This window comes from Candidatus Pelagibacter bacterium nBUS_29 (genome assembly GCF_051200905.1).
GTDB lineage: Bacteria > Pseudomonadota > Alphaproteobacteria > Pelagibacterales > Pelagibacteraceae > Pelagibacter.
In genome coordinates, this window is the sequence record NZ_CP172843.1 from 1,233,157 (window position 1) to 1,257,110 (window position 23,954).

Below are 23,954 nucleotides of genomic sequence, written 5' to 3' on the forward strand. Positions count from 1 at the left end.
GTTAATTAGATTTTAACTTTTCCGATTGGACCAAACTCATTTTCATAAGCTAATTTGTAGTTCGGTTGATTCATCAACAGATACTTCATTGTTCTCTTAGCGTATGCTTTTTGTGAGTCTACTACTTTCTTGAAGAAAGCATCTTTAGCAGAGAACTCACCAACGATTTTATCCCAACCTTTTAACTGTTCTGCTAGGATAGCATCAGATGTTTGGTAAACATTAACCTTATGCTCATTCATCAATTTAGCTAAGTCAGTAGAATATCTAACTAGCGCTTTGAAGTAGTTATCTGAGTTTGCAGCGTAAGCAGCATTCTTCAGAATAGCTTGATGAGCAGGTGAAAGGCTGTTTAGTCTCTTAGTATTCATAGGAATTTCAAACATTTCCTGAGATTGGTGGAAACTTCCTAAGTGATAGTGTTTAGAGACATCTTGCATTCCAAACTGTGAGTCTGATGTAGGGTTGTTAAACTCTGCAGCATCAATCAAACCAGTTTTCATAGCTGGTTGGATTTCACCACCTGGTAATTGTCTTACGACCATTCCCATAGCAGTTAAAACGTTAGTCGCAAGACCAACTGTTCTATACTTCATACCTTTAACATCAGATACTTTTGTTACATTCTTTTTAAACCAACCAAATGGTTGAGCTGGCATTGGCATATGAAAGAAACCAGTATAATTAAATCCTACACTTTTTACTGCTTCTTCGTATAATGCTCTTCCTCCACCATACTCCATCCATCCCATTACTTCTTGAGATGACATTCCGTATGAAGGACCAGTTCCAAAAAGTGAAGCTGCAGCATTTTTACCATACCAATATGCAGTCACCCAGTGACCCATATCAACTACGCCTGAACTTACTGCTTGTCCAATTTCTGAAGTTTTTACAATTGCTCCAACAGGCTGAAGATCAATTTTTAATTCTCCTCCTGACATGTCGCTAACCATTTTTGCATAATCTCCTGCCATTTCAAAAAAGATGTTAGCGCCTGATGGCCAAGCTGCTTGCATCTTTAAAGTTAATGGAGCACCAAAAGCTACATTTGGCATTGCCACAGCTGTTGCTGCTGCTGCACCTGTTGCTGCTGCTGCTTTGAAGAACTTACGTCTTGAAGGTGTTTTTGAACCCTTCAATGATTTCTTATCTTTAATCATTAGTATCTCCTCGTTTAGTTAATTAACTTTTAAAGTTAATTACATACAACGATTAGAGTCTATAACATTAACGGCACATGTTGATTTAGATACAATCCTTACTAGAATAGCTTGATTCATATCAATTTATTTTACAATCTTAGGTAGAATTAAATTCTGTATTTAATCAATTATATTAATCTTAATAATTATTTGCTTGGCTTAGCTAAAATTAAATTTGGATCAAAAATTCTTATCTTTATTCTTGAATACCATTCAGAAACATATTCAATTTCGTCATCAGTTAACATTTGAGCAATTATAGTCATTTGTGGATGGTTAACTTTACCTGATTTGTAATCTTTTAATTTGGCAATTAGATAATCCTTATGTTGTGCAGTTAAATTAGGTATTATAACCGAATTTCCACCAGAAGCTGCTACACCATCTAATCCATGACATGCCGAACATATAGTTTCAACTTTTTCTTTACCTCTTCTTAATTCTTCGGTCAAATTTTTTGAAACTGTAGCAGCAACCGATCCTGTTTCTGCTTGTTTTGTATCAGCATTAACTGATGAAAAAGTTAACAAGAAAAAACCAGTTAAAATAAAAAAAATCTTTTTCATTAATTCATTCTTGTGTGACTAATAATGGCAATTGCCTCTACCAATTTCAGCTCACCTTCTTTCAATTTTCCAGCTTCACACAAAGCTTTACCTTCAGCCTTAAGAGTATTAATTTTTGCTAAACTTTTTTCAGTATATTTATATTGTTTTTTTCCATAAGCTCTCTCAGATTCTTTCCAGATAGATTTTTGATAATATTTACATAGATAATCTGGTGCATTTAGTGATGCCTGGTATTCTTTTTCAGTAATACATTTGCTTCTAACGACTTTGTATTCGCCATCTTTTGTCCACTTACCAAATCCTGTACATATTTTTTTTTCCTCAGTGTCTGAAAAACTTGATCCACTACAAACTACTAAAAAAGATACAATCAATATAATTTTTTTAATCATAATATTATTATTTATAAATTAATTTTAATTTAGTTAAAAAAAAAGGCCGGTTATCACACCGGCCTCTAATTTATATTATTTATCCTTCGTATTTTATTCTATAAACTATTCCAGCTTTATCATCTGAAACTAGAATTGAACCATCAAAGTATTGTTGAACGTCTACTGGTCTACCTAAGTAAGTACCCATTTCAGTCATCCAACCATCAGCAAAAGGCTCTGTTTTTTTTGCATTACCTTTTGAGTCTAGATAAGTAACCATTACTCTGGCACCTCTTGGTTTTACAGCATTCCAAGAACCATGTTGTGCACTAAATATTGCATTATGGTATTTTTTTGGAAACTGTTTTCCAGTGTAAAACATCATACCTAAGTCAGCAGCATGAGCAATCATCTCTACTTGAGGTTTTACATATCTGTCAGCATCTTTTTTAGGAATTGTTTTTCCTTTATACTCGTTAGTTCTCACTTCTCCACCACCAGTATACGGGTGACCATACCACATACCCATTTTAGGCATTTTATTCAGTTCACCTGGAGGAGTTTCATCTCCCATACCGTCAACCTGGTTATCAGTAAACCACAAAGATCCATCTTTTGGATTAAAAGCATGTCCAACTGAATTTCTTATTCCAGTTGCAACAACTTCTCTATCAAGATCTCCTGGGAATCGATTAAATCTAATCATTCCACCAATTCCAACTTCTTGATATAAGTCCAACTTATTAGCTGGAGCTACATTATGTGGTTGACCCAAACTAACGTAAAGTTTGTTATCTGCTTTACTAATAGCACAAACCCTAGCAGTATGGTTATACGACTCTTCTTCTACAGGTATCAAATTTCCCTGACCTATAATTGGCACTGCTACTGTATCTGGACTTTCCATAAAATATTCAGCAGCTGGAAACCATAAAACTCTATTTCTTTCTGCCACATATAAGTGTCCATCATCGCTGAAACAAACACCATTAGGAATATCAAATTTAACTGTTGGAGCAAACTGCTCTACAGTATCTGCAATATCATCCATATCTCTATCTGTTGCTTGCCAAACTTTATCTTTTCTTGTTCCAATCCAAACAGTTGTTTTATTTCTTGCAACTGCCATGTGTCTTGCATCCGGCACTACTGCAAATACACTGATGCTAAATCCAGCAGGTAAATTAATATTTGGTAAAATATTTTTCTTTACATTTGCTGCAAATTTAGTGTCTTGTGGAATAACAATAGCTTGTGTGTCATCACCCGACTTGTACATACTACTCAATTTTTTAATAGTTGCCTCATCCCCAGCAGAAAAAACTTGTGTAGTTATTGAGCTTAGAAACAAAAAAGCACTTATTATTAAAAATGTTTTTTTCATTTTCCCCCCTCTTTTAAGTTATGTTTGGAGATATCCTCTCAGGATTTTTAGAACATGTATAGGTAATAATGCAAAAATGTCACAGGTAAAACGGCAATATTAAATTCTTATTCAATTTGAGATTGTATTAATTAACTTTATTTCTACAATTTCCTGTGTTGAAAAACTCATCAATATTATCTATCGCTAAGTTAGCCATTGCTGTTCTAGTATCTTTAGTTGCGCTACCAAGATGAGGTAAAATGAAAGCAGTTTTAATTTTTAGGTAACCAGGATTTAAATTTGGTTCCCCCTTATAAACATCTAAACCAGCTGCATAAATTTTTCTTCTATTTAAAGCATCAATTAAAGCTTCATCATCTACAATATCACCTCGTGCAACGTTTGTGATTACTGCACCTTTAGGAAAATATTCTACTGTTTCCTTGTTAATTAAATTTACAGTTTCTTTTGTAGCAGGGCAACAAATCGACAAAACATCTGATACTGAAAAAAGGCTTTTTAAACTATCATGATAAATAGCACCCTGTTCTTTTTCTTCACTTAATTTAGAACGATTGTGATAATGAATTATCATTCCAAGTGACTTTGCAATTTTTGCAATTTTTTGTCCAATTCTTCCCATTCCCAAAATACCAAGTCTAGTACCTGTTAACTGCTTCCCAATTAAATAATCTGCAGACCATTTCCAGTTACTTTCTTTAGCAGCTTCAATTCCCTCCGCTGCTCTTCTGCATGCTCCTAAAATGAGAAGAATTCCTATTTCAGCAGTTGCATCTGACAAAACTTCTGGTGTGTTGGTTACAGCTATTCCTCTTTTTTTCGCGGCTTCTAAATCTATATTTCCAAATCCAACAGCAAAATTTGAAATTACTTTAACAGTATCGGGTAGTTTATTGATTGTTTCTTCATCCATTTTATCAGTCAAAGATGTCAACACAGCATCACAACCCTCACTTAGTTCAATTAATTTTGACTGTGAATAAAGTTCGTCATTTGAATTTAATTTTGCATCAAAAGTGTTTTGAGCTTTATCTTCGCAATCTTTAAGTAGTCTTCTTGTAACCAATATCTTCTTCATAATTAATTCCTTAGTAGTGCTTGTGGTTTTGGGCCTCCTGTATACCAATCTAAAACTTCAATTGTATGTACAATTGGAACTTTTGTACCATGAGAAATTTGGGTAATACAACCAATATTTCCTGTTGAAATAAAATCAGGTTTCAAACTTTCAATATTATTTACTTTTTTAGATAATAATTTTTTAGCTATTTCTGACTGTAAAATATTGTATGTCCCTGCAGAACCACAACAGATATGACCCTCTGGGATTTCAAGAATTTCATTATTTGTTTTTTCTAGAAGAGATATAGGTTGAGAGTGAATTTTTTGACCATGCTGCATAGAACACGCTGAATGATATGCAACTTTATATTTTTTATTTTTTTCTTTAAGGTCTAATTTTAAACTCTCAAATATATATTCTGATATATCTCTAGTCAGCTCAGAGATAACTCTCGCTTTTTTGCATAATTCTTTATCGTCTCTAAATATAAATCCATAATCCTTCATTGTCGTACCGCAGCCTGATGTATTAGATAAAATTGCATCTAAATTTCCTTTTTGGTGCTCATCATACCAAGTATTAATATTATTTTTAAAGTCTTGATGTGCATCTTCTTCTTTTCCCAAATGATGATTTAAAGATCCACAACATCTAATTTTTTTTGGAACTACAACTTCAACCCCATGCCTATTTAGCAATCTAATAGTTGCCTCATTAATTTGTGGAGATATTTCTTTTTGTACACAACCTGTCAATAAAGCAACTCTTGCGATTTTCTTTTTTCCTTTAGCTTTATAAATTTCTTTATTTGGAAGTTGTTTTTTTGGAAAATGAGTAGGCATAAGCTCTATCATGTCCTTAATCTTAGACGGAAATAAAAATTTGAAAGGTTTGCTTAATTTAACTAAGAAACTGGATAATCTAAAAATTTTTGTATTAGGTAAAGTGATTGATAAAAAATATCTAATCAGTTTGTCAAAAAAAGATCTTTCATAATTTTTTTCGATATATTTTTTACCATGGTCTATAATGTGCATATAGTTCACTCCTGCAGGACATGTGGTCATGCAGCTATAACAAGATAGACATCTGTCAATATGCTTAACAACTTTACTTGTTGGTTTTTTATTATTTTCCAACATATCTTTAATCAAATAAATTCTACCTCTAGGTCCATCAAGTTCGTCTCCTAACAATTGATGAGTGGGGCACGTTGCATTACACATTCCACAATGAACACATTGTTTGAAAATTTTTTCGGTAGCTAAATTATCTTTATTTTCTAACTGTTTTTTTGAAAAATTTGTTTGCATTAAACTCCTCTATACATCTTTCCAGGATTTAAAATTCTTTTTGGATCAAAACTTTGTTTAATCTTTTTAGAAATCATCAGCCTAACATCGTCAATTGTAAAAATTGACTCTTCATAATCATATTCAGGAGATGCCTTAATAATTGTTAGGTATCCACCATATTCTTTAGTAATTTTCTTAATTTCCTTAATTTTCATATTTTTTTTTGCAGGCATCTCAATCCAAAATAATGAACCACACCAATCAATATAATATTTAAATTTATTACTTAAATACTTCATCATTTTGGACCCGTTAGAAGGTTCAATAACTATTCTCACCAAATTATTTTTGGTTTTTTCAAAAAGCTCAAGATTATTTATTTTTTCCCAAAAAGGTTCAGATTGATAATTATCCAATAAAAATGTCTTATAAGTGTTTAATTGCAACTCTTCTGTCAAAGATTTTATTTTTTCATTAATAGAAATTTTATCTCCCTCAACTCTAAATGCTAAAAATGAGCCTTTAAAATCCAAATCATTGAATTTGAATATTTTATCTCTATTCTTTAAGTAACTGTCGTCCTTAGGTTCTTCAGGGATAAATACAGCGCCTGATACCTCGCTACTTGAACCAGATATTTTGTTAAATAGGTCATAAATCAATTGATTGTTTTTTACGTCAATTACGATTGTATTAGAAAATTTTTTCTTTGGTAAAACTTTAAGAGTTATTTCAGTTAAAACGCATAAAGTTCCAAAAGAACCTGTAATTAATTTTGACAAGTCATAACCCGTTACATTTTTTACAACAGTTCCTCCAGATTTAATAATATCTCCTTTGCCATTTACTCCTTTAAACCCCAAGACATGGTCTCTTACACTTCCAACTTTAAATCTTCTTGAACCTGCATAATTACATGACAAATAGCCAGCAACAGTGCCTTTGTTAGATTGTCCATTTTCTATAAAACCAAAATCAATTGGTTCAAAAGCTAATTCTTGATTGTTTTTTTCTAAAGCTTTCTCAACATCCTCTAATAGAGTACCAGCTTTTACTTTTATGTATAGTTCCTCTGGAAAATAATCAATGATACCTGTTAATTTGGAAAGTGAAATTTTATTAGATGTTTGTGTTTTATTTCCAATAAAATTTTTTGTATTAGTTCCAATAATTTCAGTTGGAAGATTTTTTTTATAAAATTCTTTAATTAAAATTGATACTTCTTCCTCATTTTTTGGGAAATAAGTGTTGTTAGAATCTTGGAAGATCTGGGAATTTATTTTCGACCTTATGGACATGAACCCTTCCTTCCTCTGTGCATTTTCTTAAGATAGGATAAACTTTTCCTGGATTTAATAAATTTTTTTCATCTAATGATTTTTTAATATCAAGCTGTTGTTGAATATCCTTGTCATTAAACATTTCACACATTAATTCTCTTTTTTCTATACCAACTCCATGTTCACCAGTAATAACCCCACCTAATTTCACACAAAGTTTAAGTATTTCTGCCCCAAACTCCTCTGTTTTTCTTAGCTGCTCTTTATCGCTTCCATCGAACATTATCAATGGATGAAGATTTCCATCTCCTGCATGAAAACAATTAGCAACTAATAATTCATATTTTTGAGATAATTTTTTAATCTCTAATAAGGCTACTGCAAGCTTCCCTCTTGGAATAACACCATCCATGCAATAATAATCAGGTGCCATCGCACCACAAGCTGGAAAAGCTGCCTTTCTTCCGGCCCAAAAAGATAATCTTTCTTTTTCATTTTTACTCAACTTTAAACTTGAGCAATTATTTTTTTTTGAAATTTCACTTACTTTCTTCAATAATTCATTTACTTCTGACTCGGTCCCGTCTAACTCAACTATTAATAATAATTCTGCATCACGTGGATATCCTGCTTTACTAAAATTATCAGTTGCTTCAATTAAAGCTTTGTCCATTATTTCCATTCCAGCTGGGACAATTCCATTAGATATAATATCTGAGGCTGCATTACCTCCTTCTTTAATTGATGGAAACCCTATCAATGCTGCTTTAACTACTTGAGGTTTTTTTAAAATTTTAACAGTTACCTCCGTCACAACTCCAAGCAATCCTTCAGAGCCACAAATCAAACCCATTAAATCATATCCCTCTTGATCTAATGTTTTTCCTCCAATTCTACAAATAGTTCCATCCATCAAAACCATTTCAACACCTAAAATATTATTCGTAGTTGTTCCATATTTTAAAGAGTGAACACCACCAGAATTTTCAGCAACATTTCCTCCAATAGAACAAGCTAATTGACTAGATGGATCTGGAGCATAATAAAAATCTTTATGTTGTACTGCATGAGTTATTCCTAAATTAGTAACACCTGGTTGAGTTACTACATATTTATTTTCATAATTAATGTCTAAAATTTTATTAAATTTTCCTAATCCTAATACGACCGCATCCTGCAGTGGTAAAGCACCTCCTGACAAGCCTGTACCTGCGCCTCTTGGTATTACTTTTATATTTTCTTCATAGCAATATTTTAAAATCTCACTAACTTCTTTTGTATCTTTTGGTAAAATTACAGTTAATGGACTTTGTGTGTAAGCTGCTAAAGCGTCTGTTTCATAAGGTTTAATTTCATCAGGATGACTTAACACATTTTCTGAACCAGAAATTTTAGATAAGTTTTTTACAATTTCATCTTTACGTTTGATTGTATTTTTATCAATTTTCGGCAGCACTAGATCAGTCATTAATACTAGCCTAGCATTTTTTTGATATTTTCCAATGCGTTAGAAATGTTATCTTGAGAGGCTGCAAAACTAAATCTTACATAATCTTTAGAAGTTTTACCAAAAGCAGTTCCTGGAACTATTGCAACTCCAGCTTCATGCATTGCTCTTTTACAAAATTCTGAACCATCCATTCCAGTTCCTATAACTTTAGGAAAAGCGTAAAATGCTCCACCTGGCAAACTACATTCAACACCTGGCAAACTATTTAGCCCTTCATGAATTAATTTTCTTCTTTGGGTAAATTTTTCCATCATTTCATTTATAGAGTCGTCAGGTCCATCTAAAGCCGCAATACCTGCAAACTGTGCTGCTGCATTAACACATGACACGCTATTAATTAACAATTTATTAATATGTTCAACTAATTCTTCTGGCCAAAAACTCCAACCCAATCTCCAACCAGTCATCGAATAGGCTTTACTCCAACCTTCAAGAACTATTAATCTATCTCTTAATTCTGGATAGTTAAAAAATGAAGGCATTTCTTTTCCATCAAAAATTTGTCTACTATAAATTTCATCACTTAGAATTGTTACATGAGGATATTTTTTTAGTCCCTCTGCTAATTTGTCTATTTCTGATTTTTCTACAAAACTTCCTGTGGGATTATTCGGATTAATTAAAATTAACAATCTAGTTTTATCAGTTATCAAAGACAAAATCTTATCAGCACTAAATTTTAAATCTTTGTCTTCAGTCAAATCATAAGGGACTGCTGTTGATCCAGTATAATTAATCATAGACTCATAAATTGGAAATGCAGGTGTTGGGTGAATAATTTCTGCCCCAGGTTCACCAAAACATTGAATGGCGTAATGCATTGTAGGTTTTCCACCTGGCATTATAATAATTCTCTCTGGATCTATATCTTGATTATAAAGTTTTTTAATTTTTCTAGTGACTGATTGTCTGCACTCAAGAATTCCATTTGAAAGAACATACCCATGATGACCATCATCTAGAGCTTTTTTAGCTGCTTCAACTATATGTTTTGGCGTTTTGAAATCAGGTTGACCAAGTCCTAGATGTATCATTGGGTTTCCTGCTGCTTCTAATTTTTTAGCTTCTGCTAAAACACTGAAAGCTGACTCGGTTCCCAAGCGATTTAAACTTGCTGCTAATTTCATTTTTTAATTCTCCTTAATTATTTATTTTCGATAAATTATTTTTGATCTATTCAATTCTTGAATAGTTTTGCATCCCATTAGTACCATATTTCGATTAATTTCATCGTGCATATTTTGCAATAGACGTTCTACTCCTGCTTGACCCCCAGCACCTAGAGAAAATAAGAACATTTTACCGAAACTGCACGCTGTAGCCCCTGCTGCTAAAGCCTTTAAAACGTGAGTACCTCTTCTAATTCCACCATCTAAAATAATTTCAAGTTTATCACCAACCGCATCTGAGATTTCTTTTACTTGATCAAAAGGTGATCTTGAACCATCAAGCTGCCTTCCACCATGATTTGAGATCATTATAGCCGTACAACCAATATCAATTGCTCTCTTAGCATCCTCTACTGACATTACACCTTTCAATGCAAAAGGTTTGTTCCATTTTTTTGCACAATACTCAGCATCTTTCCAGTTCATTGCTGGATCATACTGTTCGTTAATATATTGTATTACTGATTTTGAAATATTAGTTCCTTTATCAGTCTTAGTTTTTACATTCGACAATTCAAATTTTCCATGCGTAAAATAATTAAATACCCATTCTGGATGCAATGCAAAACTCATTAAACTTTGTAGTGTAAGTTTTGGTGGTGTAGTAAATCCTGTTCTGTGATCTCGCTCTCTATTCCCAGCAACCAATGTGTCAACGGTTAAGCACATACCATCATAGCCTGATGTTCTACATCTCTCAATTAAATCATCTGTGATTGATTGATCTTTATGAACATAAAGTTGAAATAATTTTGGTCCTTTTGAAATTTCGGCAATTTCTTCAATTGTGTTGTTTGCCATTGTGGACATACTATAAAAAGTTCCAAACTTTTCAGCAGCTCGAGCTGAGGCTTTATCACCATCATGATGATAAAGTCTTTGCATAGCAGTTGGAGATAAAAATATAGGCATATCAATTTTTTTACCAAAAACAGTTGTTGATAAATCAGGTTTGCCTACACTTGCTAAAACATTGGGAACTAAATCACAGTCATTAAATGCTTCTGTATTTCTTTTAAGAGTAGCCTCATCATCTGCACCGCCATCAATGTAATGGAAGATGGGTGAAGGTAGTCTTTTTTTTGCTAACTTTCTAAAGTCACTAAAATTATAACAATCTTTTAAATTCATAGTCGTTATCAAAAATTTTTAATTAAATTAAACATATAACTATTCGCACCAGGATTTTTGTCTCCAATGCTTGCATTAGATACGTGATTGTATGATATACCAATTTTAGAATTTTCAGATAAATCATAAGAAAACTGAATTTCAGATTTAAATTCAAGAACATGACCCAAATCTTTTCCATCTCCTTTGAAGTACAAGCCAGGTGCAAAACTAGGTGTGAATGTTAAAGCGCCCATATCAACGTTCCACTCAAATCCTGTATAAACATATGCAGCAGAATTTTCTGTTATGAAACCACCAGTAATTGGTGAAATATTTCCTAAAAAAGTATCTCTTTCTAAATTTTCATTCTGATGTTGAATACCAAACAACATTGCTGCTTGCTTATCATCACTAAAATCAAAATTGCCTGTAAAAAAATTATACTGATGACTGCTGTTTTCTGCCGCAAGCAATCTAGTGGCAGTAAAAAATATAGTTAAAATTATAATTAATTTTTTAAAACTCATTATTGTTAATAGCAGATTATTATGGTTTTTTTATAAATTTATTAAATATTATTGCACCGCCAACAAAAAATATCAATAGAGGTAATAGCCAAAGAAAGTAGGTATTCCTATTAAACAAAGGATCATATAAAATCCATTCACCATATTTACTTTGAAAATAAGAATAAATTTGTTTTTCAGATAATCCTTCATCAATTTTACTATCAACTACAATTTTCAAACTATTTGCAAATTCTGAGTCAGAATCGTAAACTGATTGTCCCTGACAGATCAAACAACGTAAATTTTTTGTAATTTTATTTTTCAAAATTTCATTGTCGGCTTTCAAACTATTAATAGGAAAAATAAAAAAAATGATTAAAAAGAATTTAAATATTTTCATTTTATAAATAATTTAATTTCTTCCATAGACTCTTTGCTAAGTGGCCCTATATATTTTTTAATAATTTTATTTTTATTGATTAGAAAAGACTCCGGAACTCCATAAGCGCCCCATTCAATAGCATTGGTGCCATCATTATCAAAAATTATCTTATCATAAGGATTTCCAAGCTCTTCAAGGAATTTTTTTGCATTTTTTTTTGTGTCTTTGTAGTTAATGCCAATAATCTTTAAATTATCGTTTTTTATCAAATCCATTAAAATTAAATGTTCTTGCCTACAAGGAACACACCAAGATGACCAAATATTTAATAAATAAAATTTATCTGTATTAAAAATTTCAAGTGTATTAACTGTTTTGCCTGAATCAAATAATTCGACTGAAACTGAAGGCACTTCATAATTTATTTTTACTTCCGGGGTATAAATATTAGTGTCCTGTAAACCTTTATAAAAAATAATAAAAATTGTTATAAAAATTAAAACGATTGAAAATGGTAAAAATTTATTTTTCATATTCTTTTTTAACAAAGCTCACTAATCCACCAAAGCTGATCAAAATTACTGAAAGCCAAATCCACAACATAAATGGTTTAACCTGATACCTAACATTAAAAAAGTTCTGATTTTGAACCATGTTAATAACAATAAACTTATCTGACAATAGTGTCGTTTTAATATCAGCCTCACTAGTGGCAATATTTGGTTGATTATATATCCTTAGCTCTGGTGATAGATTTTCTATTTTACCCTTAGAATCTTGCACAATGAAATTACCTATAATTGATCTATAATTTTTTTCCTTTTTTTGACTAATACTTTTAAAAACTATTTTTGTTTTTGTGTCCTGAAAAATTTCTCCCACTCTTAAATTTGTAACAATTTCATTTGAAAATAAACTGTTAAAAAGAATACTTAAAATTAATAAACTAAAACCAAAATGAGCTATATTTTGTGCTAGATTTTTAAATCCTTTAATAAAAAAATCTCTTAAAGTAATAAAAAACAAATATAAAGCACTTGAAATTAAAATTGTGTTTATCAAAAAATTAGGGCTGAAGTTTTTAACAATTAAAATGGATAAAAAAATCGAAATGATTAATAATGAAATTAAATAAATTTTGTCATCTAAGTTTGATTTAATCCATTTCAACTTTGGTCCAATCGCCATAATCAGTAAAAAGGGAACTAAAAAAGGTATAATAAGCTTATGATAAAAAGGTGGTCCTACAGATATTTTTTGAGAAGACAAAACATCAAGAAAAATAGGATAAATAGTACCAATCAAAACAACTGATAAAAAATACATCATAAACCAATTGTTAACTATTATAGCTGTTTCTTTGCTTAACCAGAAAAAACTACTTAAATTATTTTTATTAGTTTTATGAAAAAAGAAAAAAATAAATAATGAAAGAAAAATTAAAGAAAATAAAAAAATTAAAATAAATAAACCTCTTTCTGGATCATTTGCAAAAGTATGTACAGAGTTAAGAATTCCTGATCTAACCAAAAATGTACCACTCATGCTTAGTGCAAATGTTGATATTGATAATATTATAACCCAAGAAGTTAAAATTAATTTTTTCTCTAAAACCAAAATACAGTGTAAAAGTGTTGTTAATGCAAGCCATGGCATTAAAGAGACATTTTCGACTGGGTCCCAAAACCAAAAACCACCCCAACCTAACTCATAATACGCCCAAATGGATCCCAATAAAATTCCTAGAGTTAAAAAAATCCACGAACTTAAAGCCCATTTTTTTATATGAGACGCCCATTTTTGTGAGACAATATTTAAAGTTGTTGCAGCCAGAACTGAAGAAAAAATTATTGAAGAACCTACATAACCCAAATATAAAATTGGAGGGTGAATTGCTAAAGCTGGGTCTTGTAGTATTGGATTAAGCCCCAATCCTTCTGTTGGTATTGGATAAATATAATTAAAAGGGTTTGATGTTTTGATCAAAAAAATAAAAAAACCTATAATTATAATCTGCTGAAACGTTAAAGTTAAAATTCTATACTTTATAGGTTGATTTTTAGTTCTTATTAAAAAAATAAGAATAAACAATGTTAAAACAAGTAACCACAATAATAAACTTCCTTCATGATTGCCCCAGGTTCCAGCAATTTTATAGAAAAATGGTTTTGTTGTATGTGAATTATTAAAAACAGTTTCGTTACTAAAGTCAGATAATACAAATGATAAAACTAAACATAAAAAACTAATTACAACTAAAAAAAATTGTAAAAATGTGAATGATAAAATTTTAGTATCTAATAATTTTGGATTTTTAAAATTTTTTACAGAAAGATAAATGAGAACCAATCCAAAAAAAAGTCCAAGAAATAATGAATAATTTCCTATAACACTAAATAGCATTTTATCTTTCTCCAAGCGCCTCTTTTACCTCTGGAGGCATATAATTTTCATCATGTTTTGCTAAAATTTTTGTGGCAGAAAAAAAATTTCTGTCTTTTAAAAAACCTTCTGCAACCACTCCTTTATCTTCTGCAAAAAGATTTGGGATTGCGCCTGAGTAAGTGACATTAATTTCATTTTTGAAATCTGTAATTATGAACTTAACTTCACTGGCCTCTACTAAAATAGAATTTTTTTTTACCATTCCACCTATTCTAATTTTTTTTTTATCTAATTCTGATAAAGCTTTAATCTCTGAAGGTGATTGAAAATATACTACGTTTTCTTCAAGTGATTTTAAGACTAGAAATACCGTAAGTATTAAAGTAATTAGAATAAGAGCTACAAACAAAAATCTTAATTTAACTTTACGACCATACATGGTTTAAAAGTTAATTATTTGTGGCGTTAGCTAAAATTTCTTTATTTATTTTTTGTGATTTTGCAGATTTAGCTTTCTCAGAGTTTAGAGATCCAAATTTAGCTACAAATTTATTTTGTTCCTTAGTAAATTGAACTTTTGTAATCAAGTATAGTGCTGAAAAACTTAAAAGTGTAAAACTGAAAGCAGACAATACGTAAGTCTCATATCCGTTCATAAAAAATAGTTCATTTATCATAGTCTATCTAGGCCTTTATTTTTAATTTTTATCAGTTCTGTATTATATTTCATTAAGAAAATTAGCAATGAAAAAAGAGCAAATGCCGCAGTCATTATTAGCAAAGGGAAAAGCATTGATGAATGAATTGAGCTTTTTGATAAAATATTGATTGATGCTGGTTGATGAAGTGTGTTCCACCAATCTACTGAATATTTAGTAATAGGAACATTGACTATACCTATAATCGTTATAAATGTTGTAATCTTAAAAACCTTTTCTTCACTTTCATAAATTCTCCACGAAACTAGATACATTGCATAAAAAAGTGCCAATATTAACATCGATGTAATTCGAGCATCCCAAGCCCACCATGTTCCCCAGGTTGGTTTTCCCCAAATAGAACCAGTAACTAATGCAATTATATTAAAAACAAAACCAGACGGTGCCAAACTTTTAGAGATTAAAAAAAAATTTTTATTCTTAAAAATAAAACCACTAATAGATAATAAAGTAATAGATGAAAAAATTCCTAATGTTGTCCAGGCAGCTGGAACATGTACATACATTATTCTAACAGCATCACTTTGTTTATAATCTTCCGGAGATAATATTAGGGCTTCAGTTAATCCAATAGAAAGCACAATCACAAATAAAAATAAAATATATTTCGGAGCTTTTGAGGTTATTCGAAAAATTCTATTTGGTTGAAAAAGTTTAAACATAATTAGTTAACAATGTTTATTACGAAAAGGATTTCTGATCAAGAATGCAGAGGGAGATAATAATTTTGAATTAAAATTTAACATCCCTGATCAGAATATAAGTTTTTTACTCAATTTATATGGCTTAGATTTGAGCTAAATGTGTTTGAAAAATGATAGATTTAATTAGACATCTTAAAATAACTTGACCCTTTTTTTCCTGAAAAAATTTCCTCAATTAAAGGATGTTTTATTGGCTCGTCAGAATCGTCCATTAATAGATTTTGTTCTGAAACGTAGGCTTCGTAAGTTATTTCCTCATTTTCAGCCAGCAAATGATAGAAAGGTTGATCTTTTCTTGGTCTAACATTTTTGGGAATAGATTGATACCACTCCTCAGAATTATTAAATTCAAAATCAACATCATATATAACCCCTCTAAATTCGAAATGTTTGTGTTTTACGATGTCCCCAATTGAGAACTTGGCTTTTTGAATTGGCATAGTTATTAGTATGGGTATTTAAAAATAAAAATCAATGCTAAAAATATTAATGTTTTGTGATGTGGCAAATATGTTATTATATTTTAAGTGAATAAATCTTTTTTAAAATTCGTTACAGATTTTGGACCATTAGCTATATTTTTTTTTTATTATTATAATAATGATAAAAATTTATCAGTTGCTATTCCTCCACTTATAGTTGCAACTTTAATTGCATTGGCTGTTGTTTGGTTTTTTGAAAAAAAAATACCAATGATGCCCTTAATAAGTGGAATATTAATTACTTTTTTTGGTGGCTTAACTATTTATTTTAATGATCCGATATTTATTTATATTAAACCAACAATTATAAATATTTTATTTGCTTTAGCATTATTTTTTGGGAAATATTTTACTAAAGAGCCTGTTCTAAAAAAAATTATGGGTAAATCAATCCCACTAACAGATATTGGTTGGGAATTATTAAATAAAAGATGGATGTTTTTTTTCTTGGGCCTTGCAATATTAAATGAATGTGTTTGGAGAACTCAATCGGAGGAGTTTTGGGTTAACTTTAAAGTATGGGGCATGTTGCCAATAACTATAATTTTTACCGGTTTCCAGATACCATTAATCAATAAGCATAAAATTGATGCCTAGTAATTTAAAACTAGTAGTCAATAATCCCCATAAACAAATAGAAGAAAGACAATTTTTTGAGCGAGATGAACTAAAGGTTATCTTAGATCTATATGCAAAAATGGTCTCTGAAGGATCATGGAAAGATTATGGCTTAAGTATCTCAAGTAAACAAGTTAGTTTTAGTGTTTTTAGAAATGCTGCTGAAAATGCTTTATATAAAATTTGTAAAAATTTTAAGCCTAAAAATCAAAATCTAAAATATTTAATAACAGATACCAGTGGAAAGATTTTAAAAAACTCTTTTGATCTAAAAATATTATTCAAAAATACTAACTGGAAAAAGTTACAAAAGTAAAACTATCTTCTTTGACCAAATAATCTTAGCAACATTATAAATAAATTTATAAAGTCTAGGTAAAGAGTAAGAGCACCCATCACTGCTTTTTTACCCATGATCTCACCTGTATCACTTGCTGCATACATATTTTTAATTTTTTGAGTATCATATGCTGTTAAGCCTACAAAAATTAAAACACCTAGGATTGATATTACAAAATACATCATTGAAGATTTCATAAAAATGTTAACTATTGAAGCGATTATTATTCCAATTAAACCCATCATCAAAAATGAGCCAAGTTTTGTTAAATCTCTTTTAGTTGTATAACCATAAATGCTCATTGCACCAAAAGTTGCTGAACATATAAAGAAAACCCTGGTAACACTCATTCCGGTATAAACTAATAAAATTGATGATAAAGATAAGCCCATTAATCCTGCAAAAACCCAGAAAGTCGTTTGAGCTTTTGAAGCACTCATTTTATTTATTCCAAAACTCATATAAAAAACTATTCCTAAAGGCGCCAGCATAACAAGCCATTTTAATCCAGACAAATATATTGCATTACCTATTGAGGTTAATGCTACAATAGATCCAGCATCATTAGTCACCACTGACATTTTAAATGTTAAAAGTGCAACTATTCCTGTTAATAAAATTCCAGTTGCCATGTAATTATATACTTTTAGCATGTAGGTTCTTAAACCTTCATCCATTACAACTGTTGACTGTTGAGCAGCTTTGGCTCTATTTAAGATTCCGTTTTTATCAAATTCCATAATAAGTAATATATAATAGTCTTTTACTAATTATTCAAGATACCTTAAAAAGATTAAAAATATCCAAATTAAACAAAAACCATTATGAATTATAAAAAACTAGGCAATACTAATCTCGAAGTAAGTACAATTTGTCTCGGCACTATGACTTGGGGTGAACAAAATACTCAAGAAGAAGGTTTTGAACAAATGGATTATGCTTTAGACCAAGGTATTAACTTTTGGGATACCGCTGAATTATATGCAGTTCCACCAAGGGAAGAAACTTATGGTCATACGGAAATCATAATAGGTAACTGGTTTAAAAAATCAAAAAAGAGAGACAAGGTTATTTTAGCATCAAAAGTTGCAGGCCCTATGAGAGCATATTTAAGAGGTGGAGGAAATAATTATGGAATAGATAAGATGACTCAAGCAATCAATGATAGCTTAAAGAGATTACAAACAGATTACATTGATCTTTATCAATTACACTGGCCTGAAAGAAATACAAATATGTTTGGACGTCTTGGATATGAACATAAAGAGAATGGTGAGTGGAATAAATTTGAAGATGTCCTTGGCAATCTCAAAAGATTCATTGATGCAGGAAAAATAAGAGAAATAGGTTTATCAAATGAAACACCATGGGGTGTTTCTAAATATTTGGAATTATCTAAAGAAAAAGATTTACCAAGAATGATGTCTATTCAAAATCCTTACAGCTTATTAAATAGAACCTATGAGGTTGGATTAGCCGAAATATCAATTAGAGATGAGATTGGTCTATTGGCATATTCACCATTGGCAAGTGGATATTTATCAGGGAAATATAGAAATAATCAACTGCCTAAAAATTCAAGAATTGAAAGAGATCCTGATTTTTGGACAAGATATGCAAAGCCTAACACAGAAAAAGCTGTTGATGCTTATTATGGAATTGCTAACAAACATGGTCTTGATTTAGCTCAGATGTCTTTAAAATTTTTAGAAATTCAACCATTTGTAACTTCCGTTATTATTGGGGCAACTACGATGGAGCAGTTGAAAACAAATATAGAAAGTGTAAATATCAACCTATCTGATGATGTCATTAAAGAAATTAATAATGTTCAAACAATTTATCCTAATCCATGTCCATAATTAAAAAAATTCTATCAGTTGTATCAATATTATTTATTGGTTGTGTTAATCAATTGTCTGCAGAAGAAATAAAAAAAATTGGTAAATATAAAGACTGGGAATCAATGATTTTAACTGATGCGACCGGGAAAGTATGTTTTGCTCAATCATCTCCGATTTTACAGGCTCCAAAATCAAATAAAAGAGATGCAAAGTTATTTATTGCTTTTAGACCTGCAGAAAAAATAATTGATGAAGTAAGTGTTACAGGTGGTTATGAGTTTAATAAAAATAACTCTGTAGTTGCCCAGTCAGGAAAAAATAAATTTAAATTTGATATAAAAGAACAAGGTTTTGCGTGGATTGCTGATAATAAAATTGAGTTTAGAATGATTAAGAGAATGAAAAAAGGCTCTAGAATAATGATTACTGGATATAATCAAAAAGGCTCTCAAACAATTGATCACTACTCATTACTAGGATTTACTAAGGCTTACAACTCTTCAAAAAAAGCCTGTAGTTAAATAAATGAAATCAAAAAAGAAAATTGTTCTAGCCTACTCAGGGGGCCTTGATACTTCTATTATCTTAAAATGGCTTCAAGAAAATTATGATGCTGAAGTAATTTGTTATACTGCAGATGTGGGACAAGAAATTGATAGAAAAAAAATTATCACAAATGCAAAGAAATTTGGCGTTAAAAATATAATCATAGAAGATTTAAAAGATATCTTTGTTAAAGATTATGTTTATCCAATGATTAGAGGTCACGCAATCTATGAGGGGGTTTATTTATTAGGTACATCAATAGCAAGACCACTCATCGCTAAAGATCAAATTAGAGTTGCTAAAAAATTTAAAGCTTATGCTGTATCACATGGTGCAACTGGAAAAGGGAATGACCAAGTTAGATTTGAATTAGGGTATCATTATTTTGGACCCAATATAAAAATTATCGCTCCATGGAGAATTTGGAAACTAAAATCTAGAACAGATCTTATTAATTATGCAAAAAAACATGGAATAACTATTCCAAAAGATAAAAAAGGAGCCCCTCCCTTTTCAATTGATGATAATTTATTTCATACATCAACAGAAGGTAAGGTTTTAGAAAATCCAAAAAATTCTGCTCCTGAATTTATTTTTCAAAGATCAATTTCGCCTGAAAAAGCACCAAATAAACCAAGCTTTGTAACTATCAATTTTAAAAATGGTGACCCATTTGCAATTAATGGAAAAAAACTATCTCCTGCAAAATTATTAGAAAAACTTAATCAGCTTGCAGGGAATAATGGAATTGGAAGAGTTGATTTAGTAGAAAATAGATTTATTGGAATAAAATCTAGAGGAGTATACGAAACTCCTGGTGGCACATTATTAATTCATGCACATAGAGCAATTGAGTCAGTAACACTTGATAAAGAAACCATGCATAAGAAAGATCAAATAATGCCTAGATATGCTGAATTAATTTATAATGGTTATTGGTATTCAAATGAAAGATTTAAACTTCAAAAAATTGTGGATCTCAAAAAGAATAAAGTTAACGGTTCTGTAAAACTTAAGCTTTATAAAGGGAATGTAATAATAGAATCTCGACAAACTAAAAGTTCTGCTTACTCAATGAAAAAAGTTTCATTTGAAGAAAACAAAACGTTTAATAAATCTAATGTTGAAAGATTTATTAATTTTCATAAGAAAAAACTTCGTTCTTAAATAAAATGCAAATAAACGTTTTTGCAGATACCATTTGTGGATGGTGTTTTATTGGACATAAAAATTTAAACAAAGCCTTAAGAAATTTTCCAAATATAAAATTTGATATTAGACATATTCCATTTCAATTAAATCCAGATATGCCAACCGAAGGTATTCATAGAGATAAGTATTTAGAAATAAAATTTGGTGGAAAAGATTATGCAGCACCCATGTATGAAAATATGAAATTAAAAGCAAAAGAATCTGGGATAAATTTAAATTTAGATAAAATAAAAAGAACTCCCAACACTGTTCTTTCTCATTTACTAATTGTTCTAAGTGAACAATTTAATTTACAAAATAAAATTAAAGAAAAAATATATCAGTCTTATTTTATTGATGGACTCGATATTGGAGATATTGATGTTTTAATTGGTATTGCTAAAGAAAATAATATTACAGAAAATATTTTTAAAGAATTTATTAATGAAAAAAATATTCAAAATGTGACTTCAAAAATTTTAATTGCTAAAGAGAAGAATATTAGTGGAGTTCCATTTTTTGAGATAGGAAAAGATTTTATTTCTGGTGCTCAAAGCTCAATTCAATTAGAAAACGCTATTAAAGCCAATTTAAAATAAGATTTAGGACAATTTGACATTTGTTATAATTACTAAAAATTATAACTTCACACCATGGAATCGTTAAAAAACTGGATGATGGATGCAGCAAATATCTTATTTGATGATAGTAAAAATGATCTAAGATCTCTTCCTAAAACTGTAAGATTACAAATCCTTTTAGTTTTAAGTTTTATTTGGACTACAGTTTTTAGTTTATACATTTTTTCTTATACAACTTTTGCCTTTGGTTGGGCGGGTCTTTATGTGGCTCACATTGGTTTAATATTTGCCGTCTATATGACTTTTAAAAATTTTCATAAAGCAGAGGAAAAATCTAGTAGTGTTTTTAAAACAAAAAATTTTGACCCATTTAAAATAATGGTGATTGTTTTTGTGGTAGTGTTTATTTTTGTATTTTCAAAAGGAATTGAGGTTTTAACTAGTCCTAATCCAAGTTCATATTCTATTCCTTATGATGGGCCATCTAAATCAGTATTTGAAAAATGGTTACCGTTCAGTAAAAACAAATAATGGAAAAAATAGCAAAAAATTTACAGTTAGCATTAATGTGTATTATTTTGATAAGCACAGTAATTGCTGTTGGTATAGAAATTAAATATATGATTCTAAATCAGTCTGTAACATTAGCCGATTTATTATTAATGTTCCTTTATTTGGAAGTATTAGCAATGGTAAGGGTTTTTTGGGATCAACAATCAATAAGCATAACTTTACCTCTTTTAATTGCGATTACTGCTCTTGCTCGATTTATTATATTGCAAGGTAAAGAAATGGATCCAACAGCATTAGTTTATGAGGCTGTTGCTATAGTTTTAATATCAGCTGCAATTGTAATTTTAAGATTAAGACACAGTGATAAATTGGGTCTAAAAAGAAAAAAATCTAAATAATTTAATATGATGTTTGAAGCCTCAAGGGCTAAAGCAGTTGATAAATTACATAATTTTGTAGAAAATAATTTAATTGATTATTCAAAATTAAGAAATTTTGATTTTGGACCTAATAACAGATCAAATATTTCCTGTTTGTCACCATACATAACGCATGGAGCAATCAATGAATTAGAGGTAATTGATAAATCTCTCAAAAAGTATTCATTTTCAAAGAATGAAAAGTTTGTTCAAGAGGTTCTATGGCGCGTTTATTGGAAAGGTTGGCTTGAGTTAAGACCAAATGTTTGGTCAGACTATTTAATAGAATTAGATAAAATCAAAAATGAATTCAAAGACAATCAGTATTATTTAGATGCCACTGAAGGAAAAACAGACATAGAATGCTTTAATCAATGGCTAACCGAACTTAAAGAGAATAATTACCTTCATAACCATACCAGAATGTGGTTTGCAAGTATTTGGATATTCACACTAGAATTACCGTGGCAGCTAGGTGCAGAATTTTTTATGCAACATCTTTATGATGGTGATGCCGCATCAAATACACTTGGTTGGAGATGGGTAGCTGGGGTTCAAACTCAAGGTAAACATTATCTAGCAAGTGAATGGAATATAAATAAATTTACTAACAATAGATTTCAAAACATAAAGCTTAATGAAAATGCCACACCAATATTCAGTGATAAAACTTATCAAGTAAATAAAAAAGAATTTTTAAATTCTGAAATTTTAAAGGATCAAACTTTATTAATATTTGAAAATAATATGACTTTTGAATTTTCTGATTTTAAAGATCATAAATTTAAAAAAATTTTATTAGTCTTAAATGATACAAATAGAGTTATCAAATTGAGTGAAAAAGTGTTGAAGTTTAAAGCTGATCTTTTAAAAGATCAAAAAACAAGGTTAGAAGATAAATCAATTAATTGTGAACTTATTAACATCAGTGATTTAGAGAATATTACTGAAAAAGTTTATGCTCTTTATCCAACTGTTGGTGAAAATTTAGATTTTATTCAAAACAATAATTTAAAAAATATCAAATTATTATATAGAAAGTTAGATCAGTTTTCTTGGCAATATTGCAATAAAGGTTTTTTTAACTTTAAAAATTATATCCCAAAAATTATTGCTAAATTTAATTAAGCTAAAAAAGTTTTAATACCATCTAAAATATATTGAACACTTAATCCTACAAGAATGATAGCTACCACTCTTGAGATAACCCCAATTATTTTTTTATTTATTAAATTAGAAAACTTTGAAGCTATAAAAAAGATTATAAAAGTTAGAGATAGTACAATTACCAATGAAAACATTCCTACTGTTTGATTTGTAAAATTAGTTCCAATATCTGAAACAGAAACAATTACTGAAGTAATGGCTGCTGGTCCTGCAATAATAGGTGTTGCTAAAGGAAATACACTCACGTTATCAGAATTTAAATCTATATCTTCTCCTTTCCTTTGCTGACGCTTGTCAAATAACATCTCTATCGCAATTATTAATAAGATAATTCCTCCTCCTATTGTAAAAGCTGGGTAAGAAATATGTAAATAGCTTAACAGTGAGCTTCCAAGTAACGCAAAAAATAACAATATGATAGTTGCAATTATAGTTGCACTAAATGCAACTTTAATTTTTTGTTTTGTCTCCATGTGTTGAGTAATACTCAAAAATAATGGAGTATTTCCTAATGGGTCAATTACTATAAAATATAGGAAGAAAGTTTGAATAAATATCTCTGACATCAGGTTTATCTATCTTTTTAAAA

29 protein-coding genes are annotated in these 23,954 nt (G+C 29.9%); 9 read left to right on the forward strand and 20 right to left on the reverse strand.

Annotated elements, in window-relative coordinates:
- Positions 1-5: 5 nt before the first annotated feature.
- The 18 genes from ACIJYA_RS06570 to hspQ form a co-directional block, all read right to left on the reverse strand.
- On the reverse strand, positions 6-1,163 hold the full coding sequence (locus tag ACIJYA_RS06570; protein ID WP_435088219.1) for a TRAP transporter substrate-binding protein: 1,158 nt from the start codon (positions 1,161-1,163) through the stop codon (positions 6-8).
- Positions 1,164-1,351: 188 nt separating this feature from the next.
- Positions 1,352-1,771 carry a c-type cytochrome gene (locus ACIJYA_RS06575; RefSeq protein ID WP_435088221.1) on the reverse strand — a complete coding sequence of 140 codons (420 nt, stop codon included), beginning with the start codon at positions 1,769-1,771 and terminating at the stop codon, positions 1,352-1,354.
- Positions 1,771-2,166: a hypothetical protein gene (locus ACIJYA_RS06580; protein ID WP_435088223.1), complete on the reverse strand. Its 396-nt coding sequence runs from the start codon at positions 2,164-2,166 to the stop codon at positions 1,771-1,773. The genes ACIJYA_RS06575 and ACIJYA_RS06580 overlap by 1 nt, the downstream gene beginning before the upstream one ends.
- A 79-nt stretch (positions 2,167-2,245) precedes the next feature.
- A complete protein-coding gene (locus ACIJYA_RS06585) occupies positions 2,246-3,532 on the reverse strand; it encodes a PQQ-dependent sugar dehydrogenase (protein ID WP_435088225.1) in 1,287 nt (428 codons plus the stop codon).
- 127 nt (positions 3,533-3,659) lie between these two features.
- Positions 3,660-4,613 carry a 2-hydroxyacid dehydrogenase gene (locus ACIJYA_RS06590; protein ID WP_435088227.1) on the reverse strand — a complete coding sequence of 318 codons (954 nt, stop codon included), beginning with the start codon at positions 4,611-4,613 and terminating at the stop codon, positions 3,660-3,662.
- A gap of 2 nt (positions 4,614-4,615) precedes the next feature.
- Positions 4,616-5,911, reverse strand: coding sequence for a glycolate oxidase subunit GlcF (glcF, locus tag ACIJYA_RS06595; protein WP_435088229.1), 1,296 nt, complete (start codon positions 5,909-5,911; stop codon positions 4,616-4,618).
- The gene (locus ACIJYA_RS06600) at positions 5,911-7,191 is read right to left on the reverse strand and encodes an FAD-binding protein (protein ID WP_435088231.1); all 1,281 of its coding nucleotides are present in this window, start codon (positions 7,189-7,191) and stop codon (positions 5,911-5,913) included. Before ACIJYA_RS06600 ends, glcF begins: the two co-directional genes overlap by 1 nt.
- Positions 7,145-8,641 (reverse strand): FAD-linked oxidase C-terminal domain-containing protein, encoded by a 1,497-nt coding sequence (locus ACIJYA_RS06605; RefSeq protein ID WP_435088233.1) that lies wholly within the window; start codon positions 8,639-8,641, stop codon positions 7,145-7,147. The genes ACIJYA_RS06600 and ACIJYA_RS06605 overlap by 47 nt, the downstream gene beginning before the upstream one ends.
- A gap of 5 nt (positions 8,642-8,646) precedes the next feature.
- On the reverse strand, positions 8,647-9,810 hold the full coding sequence (locus ACIJYA_RS06610; RefSeq protein WP_435088235.1) for a pyridoxal phosphate-dependent aminotransferase: 1,164 nt from the start codon (positions 9,808-9,810) through the stop codon (positions 8,647-8,649).
- 21 nt (positions 9,811-9,831) lie between these two features.
- Positions 9,832-10,983, reverse strand: a complete 1,152-nt coding sequence (locus ACIJYA_RS06615; RefSeq protein ID WP_435088237.1) for an alpha-hydroxy acid oxidase — start codon at positions 10,981-10,983, stop codon at positions 9,832-9,834.
- An 8-nt stretch (positions 10,984-10,991) separates the two neighbouring features.
- Complete coding sequence (locus ACIJYA_RS06620; protein ID WP_435088239.1) at positions 10,992-11,492, reverse strand: acyloxyacyl hydrolase; 501 nt, start codon at positions 11,490-11,492, stop codon at positions 10,992-10,994.
- A 19-nt stretch (positions 11,493-11,511) separates the two neighbouring features.
- The gene (locus ACIJYA_RS06625; RefSeq protein WP_435088241.1) at positions 11,512-11,874 is read right to left on the reverse strand and encodes a cytochrome c-type biogenesis protein; all 363 of its coding nucleotides are present in this window, start codon (positions 11,872-11,874) and stop codon (positions 11,512-11,514) included.
- A complete protein-coding gene (locus tag ACIJYA_RS06630; protein ID WP_435088243.1) occupies positions 11,871-12,389 on the reverse strand; it encodes a DsbE family thiol:disulfide interchange protein in 519 nt (172 codons plus the stop codon). Before ACIJYA_RS06630 ends, ACIJYA_RS06625 begins: the two co-directional genes overlap by 4 nt.
- Positions 12,379-14,259 carry a heme lyase CcmF/NrfE family subunit gene (locus tag ACIJYA_RS06635; protein ID WP_435088245.1) on the reverse strand — a complete coding sequence of 627 codons (1,881 nt, stop codon included), beginning with the start codon at positions 14,257-14,259 and terminating at the stop codon, positions 12,379-12,381. The genes ACIJYA_RS06630 and ACIJYA_RS06635 overlap by 11 nt, the downstream gene beginning before the upstream one ends.
- A gap of 1 nt (position 14,260) precedes the next feature.
- Complete coding sequence (gene ccmE / locus ACIJYA_RS06640) at positions 14,261-14,680, reverse strand: cytochrome c maturation protein CcmE (protein ID WP_435088247.1); 420 nt, start codon at positions 14,678-14,680, stop codon at positions 14,261-14,263.
- Between the two features lie 10 nt (positions 14,681-14,690).
- Positions 14,691-14,897 (reverse strand): heme exporter protein CcmD, encoded by a 207-nt coding sequence (locus ACIJYA_RS06645; RefSeq protein ID WP_435088249.1) that lies wholly within the window; start codon positions 14,895-14,897, stop codon positions 14,691-14,693.
- Positions 14,898-14,914: 17 nt separating this feature from the next.
- Entirely contained in the window at positions 14,915-15,622 is a 708-nt protein-coding gene (gene ccmC, locus ACIJYA_RS06650; RefSeq protein ID WP_435088251.1) for a heme ABC transporter permease CcmC, read from the reverse strand.
- A 161-nt stretch (positions 15,623-15,783) separates the two neighbouring features.
- Entirely contained in the window at positions 15,784-16,104 is a 321-nt protein-coding gene (gene hspQ / locus ACIJYA_RS06655) for a heat shock protein HspQ (RefSeq protein WP_435088252.1), read from the reverse strand.
- Between the two features lie 87 nt (positions 16,105-16,191).
- Between hspQ and ACIJYA_RS06660 the strand changes: the two genes are divergently transcribed.
- Both ACIJYA_RS06660 and ACIJYA_RS06665 read left to right on the forward strand, forming a co-directional pair.
- Positions 16,192-16,743, forward strand: a complete 552-nt coding sequence (locus ACIJYA_RS06660) for a septation protein A (protein WP_435088253.1) — start codon at positions 16,192-16,194, stop codon at positions 16,741-16,743.
- Positions 16,736-17,080, forward strand: coding sequence for a DUF2794 domain-containing protein (locus ACIJYA_RS06665; protein WP_435088254.1), 345 nt, complete (start codon positions 16,736-16,738; stop codon positions 17,078-17,080). The genes ACIJYA_RS06660 and ACIJYA_RS06665 overlap by 8 nt, the downstream gene beginning before the upstream one ends.
- Before the next feature lie 2 nt (positions 17,081-17,082).
- Here ACIJYA_RS06665 and ACIJYA_RS06670 read toward each other — a convergent pair whose 3' ends face one another.
- A complete protein-coding gene (locus ACIJYA_RS06670) occupies positions 17,083-17,844 on the reverse strand; it encodes a Bax inhibitor-1/YccA family protein (protein WP_435088256.1) in 762 nt (253 codons plus the stop codon).
- A gap of 84 nt (positions 17,845-17,928) precedes the next feature.
- On the opposite strand from ACIJYA_RS06670, the gene ACIJYA_RS06675 reads away from it, so the two are divergent.
- Genes ACIJYA_RS06675 through ACIJYA_RS06705 form a run of 7 tightly spaced genes read left to right on the forward strand, consistent with a single transcriptional unit; the run spans position 17,929 to position 23,326 of the window.
- Positions 17,929-18,966, forward strand: coding sequence for an NADP(H)-dependent aldo-keto reductase (locus ACIJYA_RS06675; RefSeq protein ID WP_435088258.1), 1,038 nt, complete (start codon positions 17,929-17,931; stop codon positions 18,964-18,966).
- Positions 18,957-19,469: an invasion associated locus B family protein gene (locus ACIJYA_RS06680; RefSeq protein WP_435088260.1), complete on the forward strand. Its 513-nt coding sequence runs from the start codon at positions 18,957-18,959 to the stop codon at positions 19,467-19,469. The genes ACIJYA_RS06675 and ACIJYA_RS06680 overlap by 10 nt, the downstream gene beginning before the upstream one ends.
- A 4-nt stretch (positions 19,470-19,473) precedes the next feature.
- Entirely contained in the window at positions 19,474-20,661 is a 1,188-nt protein-coding gene (locus ACIJYA_RS06685) for an argininosuccinate synthase (protein WP_435088261.1), read from the forward strand.
- 5 nt (positions 20,662-20,666) lie between these two features.
- Positions 20,667-21,284 carry a DsbA family oxidoreductase gene (locus tag ACIJYA_RS06690; RefSeq protein ID WP_435088263.1) on the forward strand — a complete coding sequence of 206 codons (618 nt, stop codon included), beginning with the start codon at positions 20,667-20,669 and terminating at the stop codon, positions 21,282-21,284.
- A gap of 54 nt (positions 21,285-21,338) precedes the next feature.
- The gene (locus ACIJYA_RS06695; protein ID WP_435088265.1) at positions 21,339-21,797 is read left to right on the forward strand and encodes a UbiA family prenyltransferase; all 459 of its coding nucleotides are present in this window, start codon (positions 21,339-21,341) and stop codon (positions 21,795-21,797) included.
- Positions 21,797-22,177 carry a phosphate-starvation-inducible PsiE family protein gene (locus ACIJYA_RS06700; protein WP_435088267.1) on the forward strand — a complete coding sequence of 127 codons (381 nt, stop codon included), beginning with the start codon at positions 21,797-21,799 and terminating at the stop codon, positions 22,175-22,177. The genes ACIJYA_RS06695 and ACIJYA_RS06700 overlap by 1 nt, the downstream gene beginning before the upstream one ends.
- A 6-nt stretch (positions 22,178-22,183) precedes the next feature.
- Positions 22,184-23,326 (forward strand): FAD-binding domain-containing protein, encoded by a 1,143-nt coding sequence (locus ACIJYA_RS06705; protein WP_435088269.1) that lies wholly within the window; start codon positions 22,184-22,186, stop codon positions 23,324-23,326.
- On the opposite strand, the gene ACIJYA_RS06710 is transcribed toward ACIJYA_RS06705, so the two are convergent.
- Entirely contained in the window at positions 23,323-23,931 is a 609-nt protein-coding gene (locus ACIJYA_RS06710; RefSeq protein ID WP_435088271.1) for a MarC family protein, read from the reverse strand. The genes ACIJYA_RS06705 and ACIJYA_RS06710 overlap by 4 nt on opposite strands.
- Between the last annotated feature and the right edge of the window lie 23 nt (positions 23,932-23,954).

Bases quoted from the DNA above. Each gene is read 5' to 3' on its own strand.
- ACIJYA_RS06570 (WP_435088219.1), bottom strand. From the start codon at position 1,163: ATGATTAAAGATAAGAAATCATTGAAGGGTTCAAAAACACCTTCAAGA.
- ACIJYA_RS06575 (WP_435088221.1), bottom strand. From the start codon at position 1,771: ATGAAAAAGATTTTTTTTATTTTAACTGGTTTTTTCTTGTTAACTTTT.
- ACIJYA_RS06580 (WP_435088223.1), bottom strand. From the start codon at position 2,166: ATGATTAAAAAAATTATATTGATTGTATCTTTTTTAGTAGTTTGTAGT.
- ACIJYA_RS06585 (WP_435088225.1), bottom strand. From the start codon at position 3,532: ATGAAAAAAACATTTTTAATAATAAGTGCTTTTTTGTTTCTAAGCTCA.
- ACIJYA_RS06590 (WP_435088227.1), bottom strand. From the start codon at position 4,613: ATGAAGAAGATATTGGTTACAAGAAGACTACTTAAAGATTGCGAAGAT.
- glcF (WP_435088229.1), bottom strand. From the start codon at position 5,911: ATGCAAACAAATTTTTCAAAAAAACAGTTAGAAAATAAAGATAATTTA.
- ACIJYA_RS06600 (WP_435088231.1), bottom strand. From the start codon at position 7,191: ATGTCCATAAGGTCGAAAATAAATTCCCAGATCTTCCAAGATTCTAAC.
- ACIJYA_RS06605 (WP_435088233.1), bottom strand. From the start codon at position 8,641: ATGACTGATCTAGTGCTGCCGAAAATTGATAAAAATACAATCAAACGT.
- ACIJYA_RS06610 (WP_435088235.1), bottom strand. From the start codon at position 9,810: ATGAAATTAGCAGCAAGTTTAAATCGCTTGGGAACCGAGTCAGCTTTC.
- ACIJYA_RS06615 (WP_435088237.1), bottom strand. From the start codon at position 10,983: ATGAATTTAAAAGATTGTTATAATTTTAGTGACTTTAGAAAGTTAGCA.
- ACIJYA_RS06620 (WP_435088239.1), bottom strand. From the start codon at position 11,492: ATGAGTTTTAAAAAATTAATTATAATTTTAACTATATTTTTTACTGCC.
- ACIJYA_RS06625 (WP_435088241.1), bottom strand. From the start codon at position 11,874: ATGAAAATATTTAAATTCTTTTTAATCATTTTTTTTATTTTTCCTATT.
- ACIJYA_RS06630 (WP_435088243.1), bottom strand. From the start codon at position 12,389: ATGAAAAATAAATTTTTACCATTTTCAATCGTTTTAATTTTTATAACA.
- ACIJYA_RS06635 (WP_435088245.1), bottom strand. From the start codon at position 14,259: ATGCTATTTAGTGTTATAGGAAATTATTCATTATTTCTTGGACTTTTT.
- ccmE (WP_435088247.1), bottom strand. From the start codon at position 14,680: ATGTATGGTCGTAAAGTTAAATTAAGATTTTTGTTTGTAGCTCTTATT.
- ACIJYA_RS06645 (WP_435088249.1), bottom strand. From the start codon at position 14,897: ATGAACGGATATGAGACTTACGTATTGTCTGCTTTCAGTTTTACACTT.
- ccmC (WP_435088251.1), bottom strand. From the start codon at position 15,622: ATGTTTAAACTTTTTCAACCAAATAGAATTTTTCGAATAACCTCAAAA.
- hspQ (WP_435088252.1), bottom strand. From the start codon at position 16,104: ATGCCAATTCAAAAAGCCAAGTTCTCAATTGGGGACATCGTAAAACAC.
- ACIJYA_RS06665 (WP_435088254.1), top strand. From the start codon at position 16,736: ATGCCTAGTAATTTAAAACTAGTAGTCAATAATCCCCATAAACAAATA.
- ACIJYA_RS06670 (WP_435088256.1), bottom strand. From the start codon at position 17,844: ATGGAATTTGATAAAAACGGAATCTTAAATAGAGCCAAAGCTGCTCAA.
- ACIJYA_RS06675 (WP_435088258.1), top strand. From the start codon at position 17,929: ATGAATTATAAAAAACTAGGCAATACTAATCTCGAAGTAAGTACAATT.
- ACIJYA_RS06680 (WP_435088260.1), top strand. From the start codon at position 18,957: ATGTCCATAATTAAAAAAATTCTATCAGTTGTATCAATATTATTTATT.
- ACIJYA_RS06685 (WP_435088261.1), top strand. From the start codon at position 19,474: ATGAAATCAAAAAAGAAAATTGTTCTAGCCTACTCAGGGGGCCTTGAT.
- ACIJYA_RS06690 (WP_435088263.1), top strand. From the start codon at position 20,667: ATGCAAATAAACGTTTTTGCAGATACCATTTGTGGATGGTGTTTTATT.
- ACIJYA_RS06695 (WP_435088265.1), top strand. From the start codon at position 21,339: ATGGAATCGTTAAAAAACTGGATGATGGATGCAGCAAATATCTTATTT.
- ACIJYA_RS06700 (WP_435088267.1), top strand. From the start codon at position 21,797: ATGGAAAAAATAGCAAAAAATTTACAGTTAGCATTAATGTGTATTATT.
- ACIJYA_RS06705 (WP_435088269.1), top strand. From the start codon at position 22,184: ATGATGTTTGAAGCCTCAAGGGCTAAAGCAGTTGATAAATTACATAAT.
- ACIJYA_RS06710 (WP_435088271.1), bottom strand. From the start codon at position 23,931: ATGTCAGAGATATTTATTCAAACTTTCTTCCTATATTTTATAGTAATT.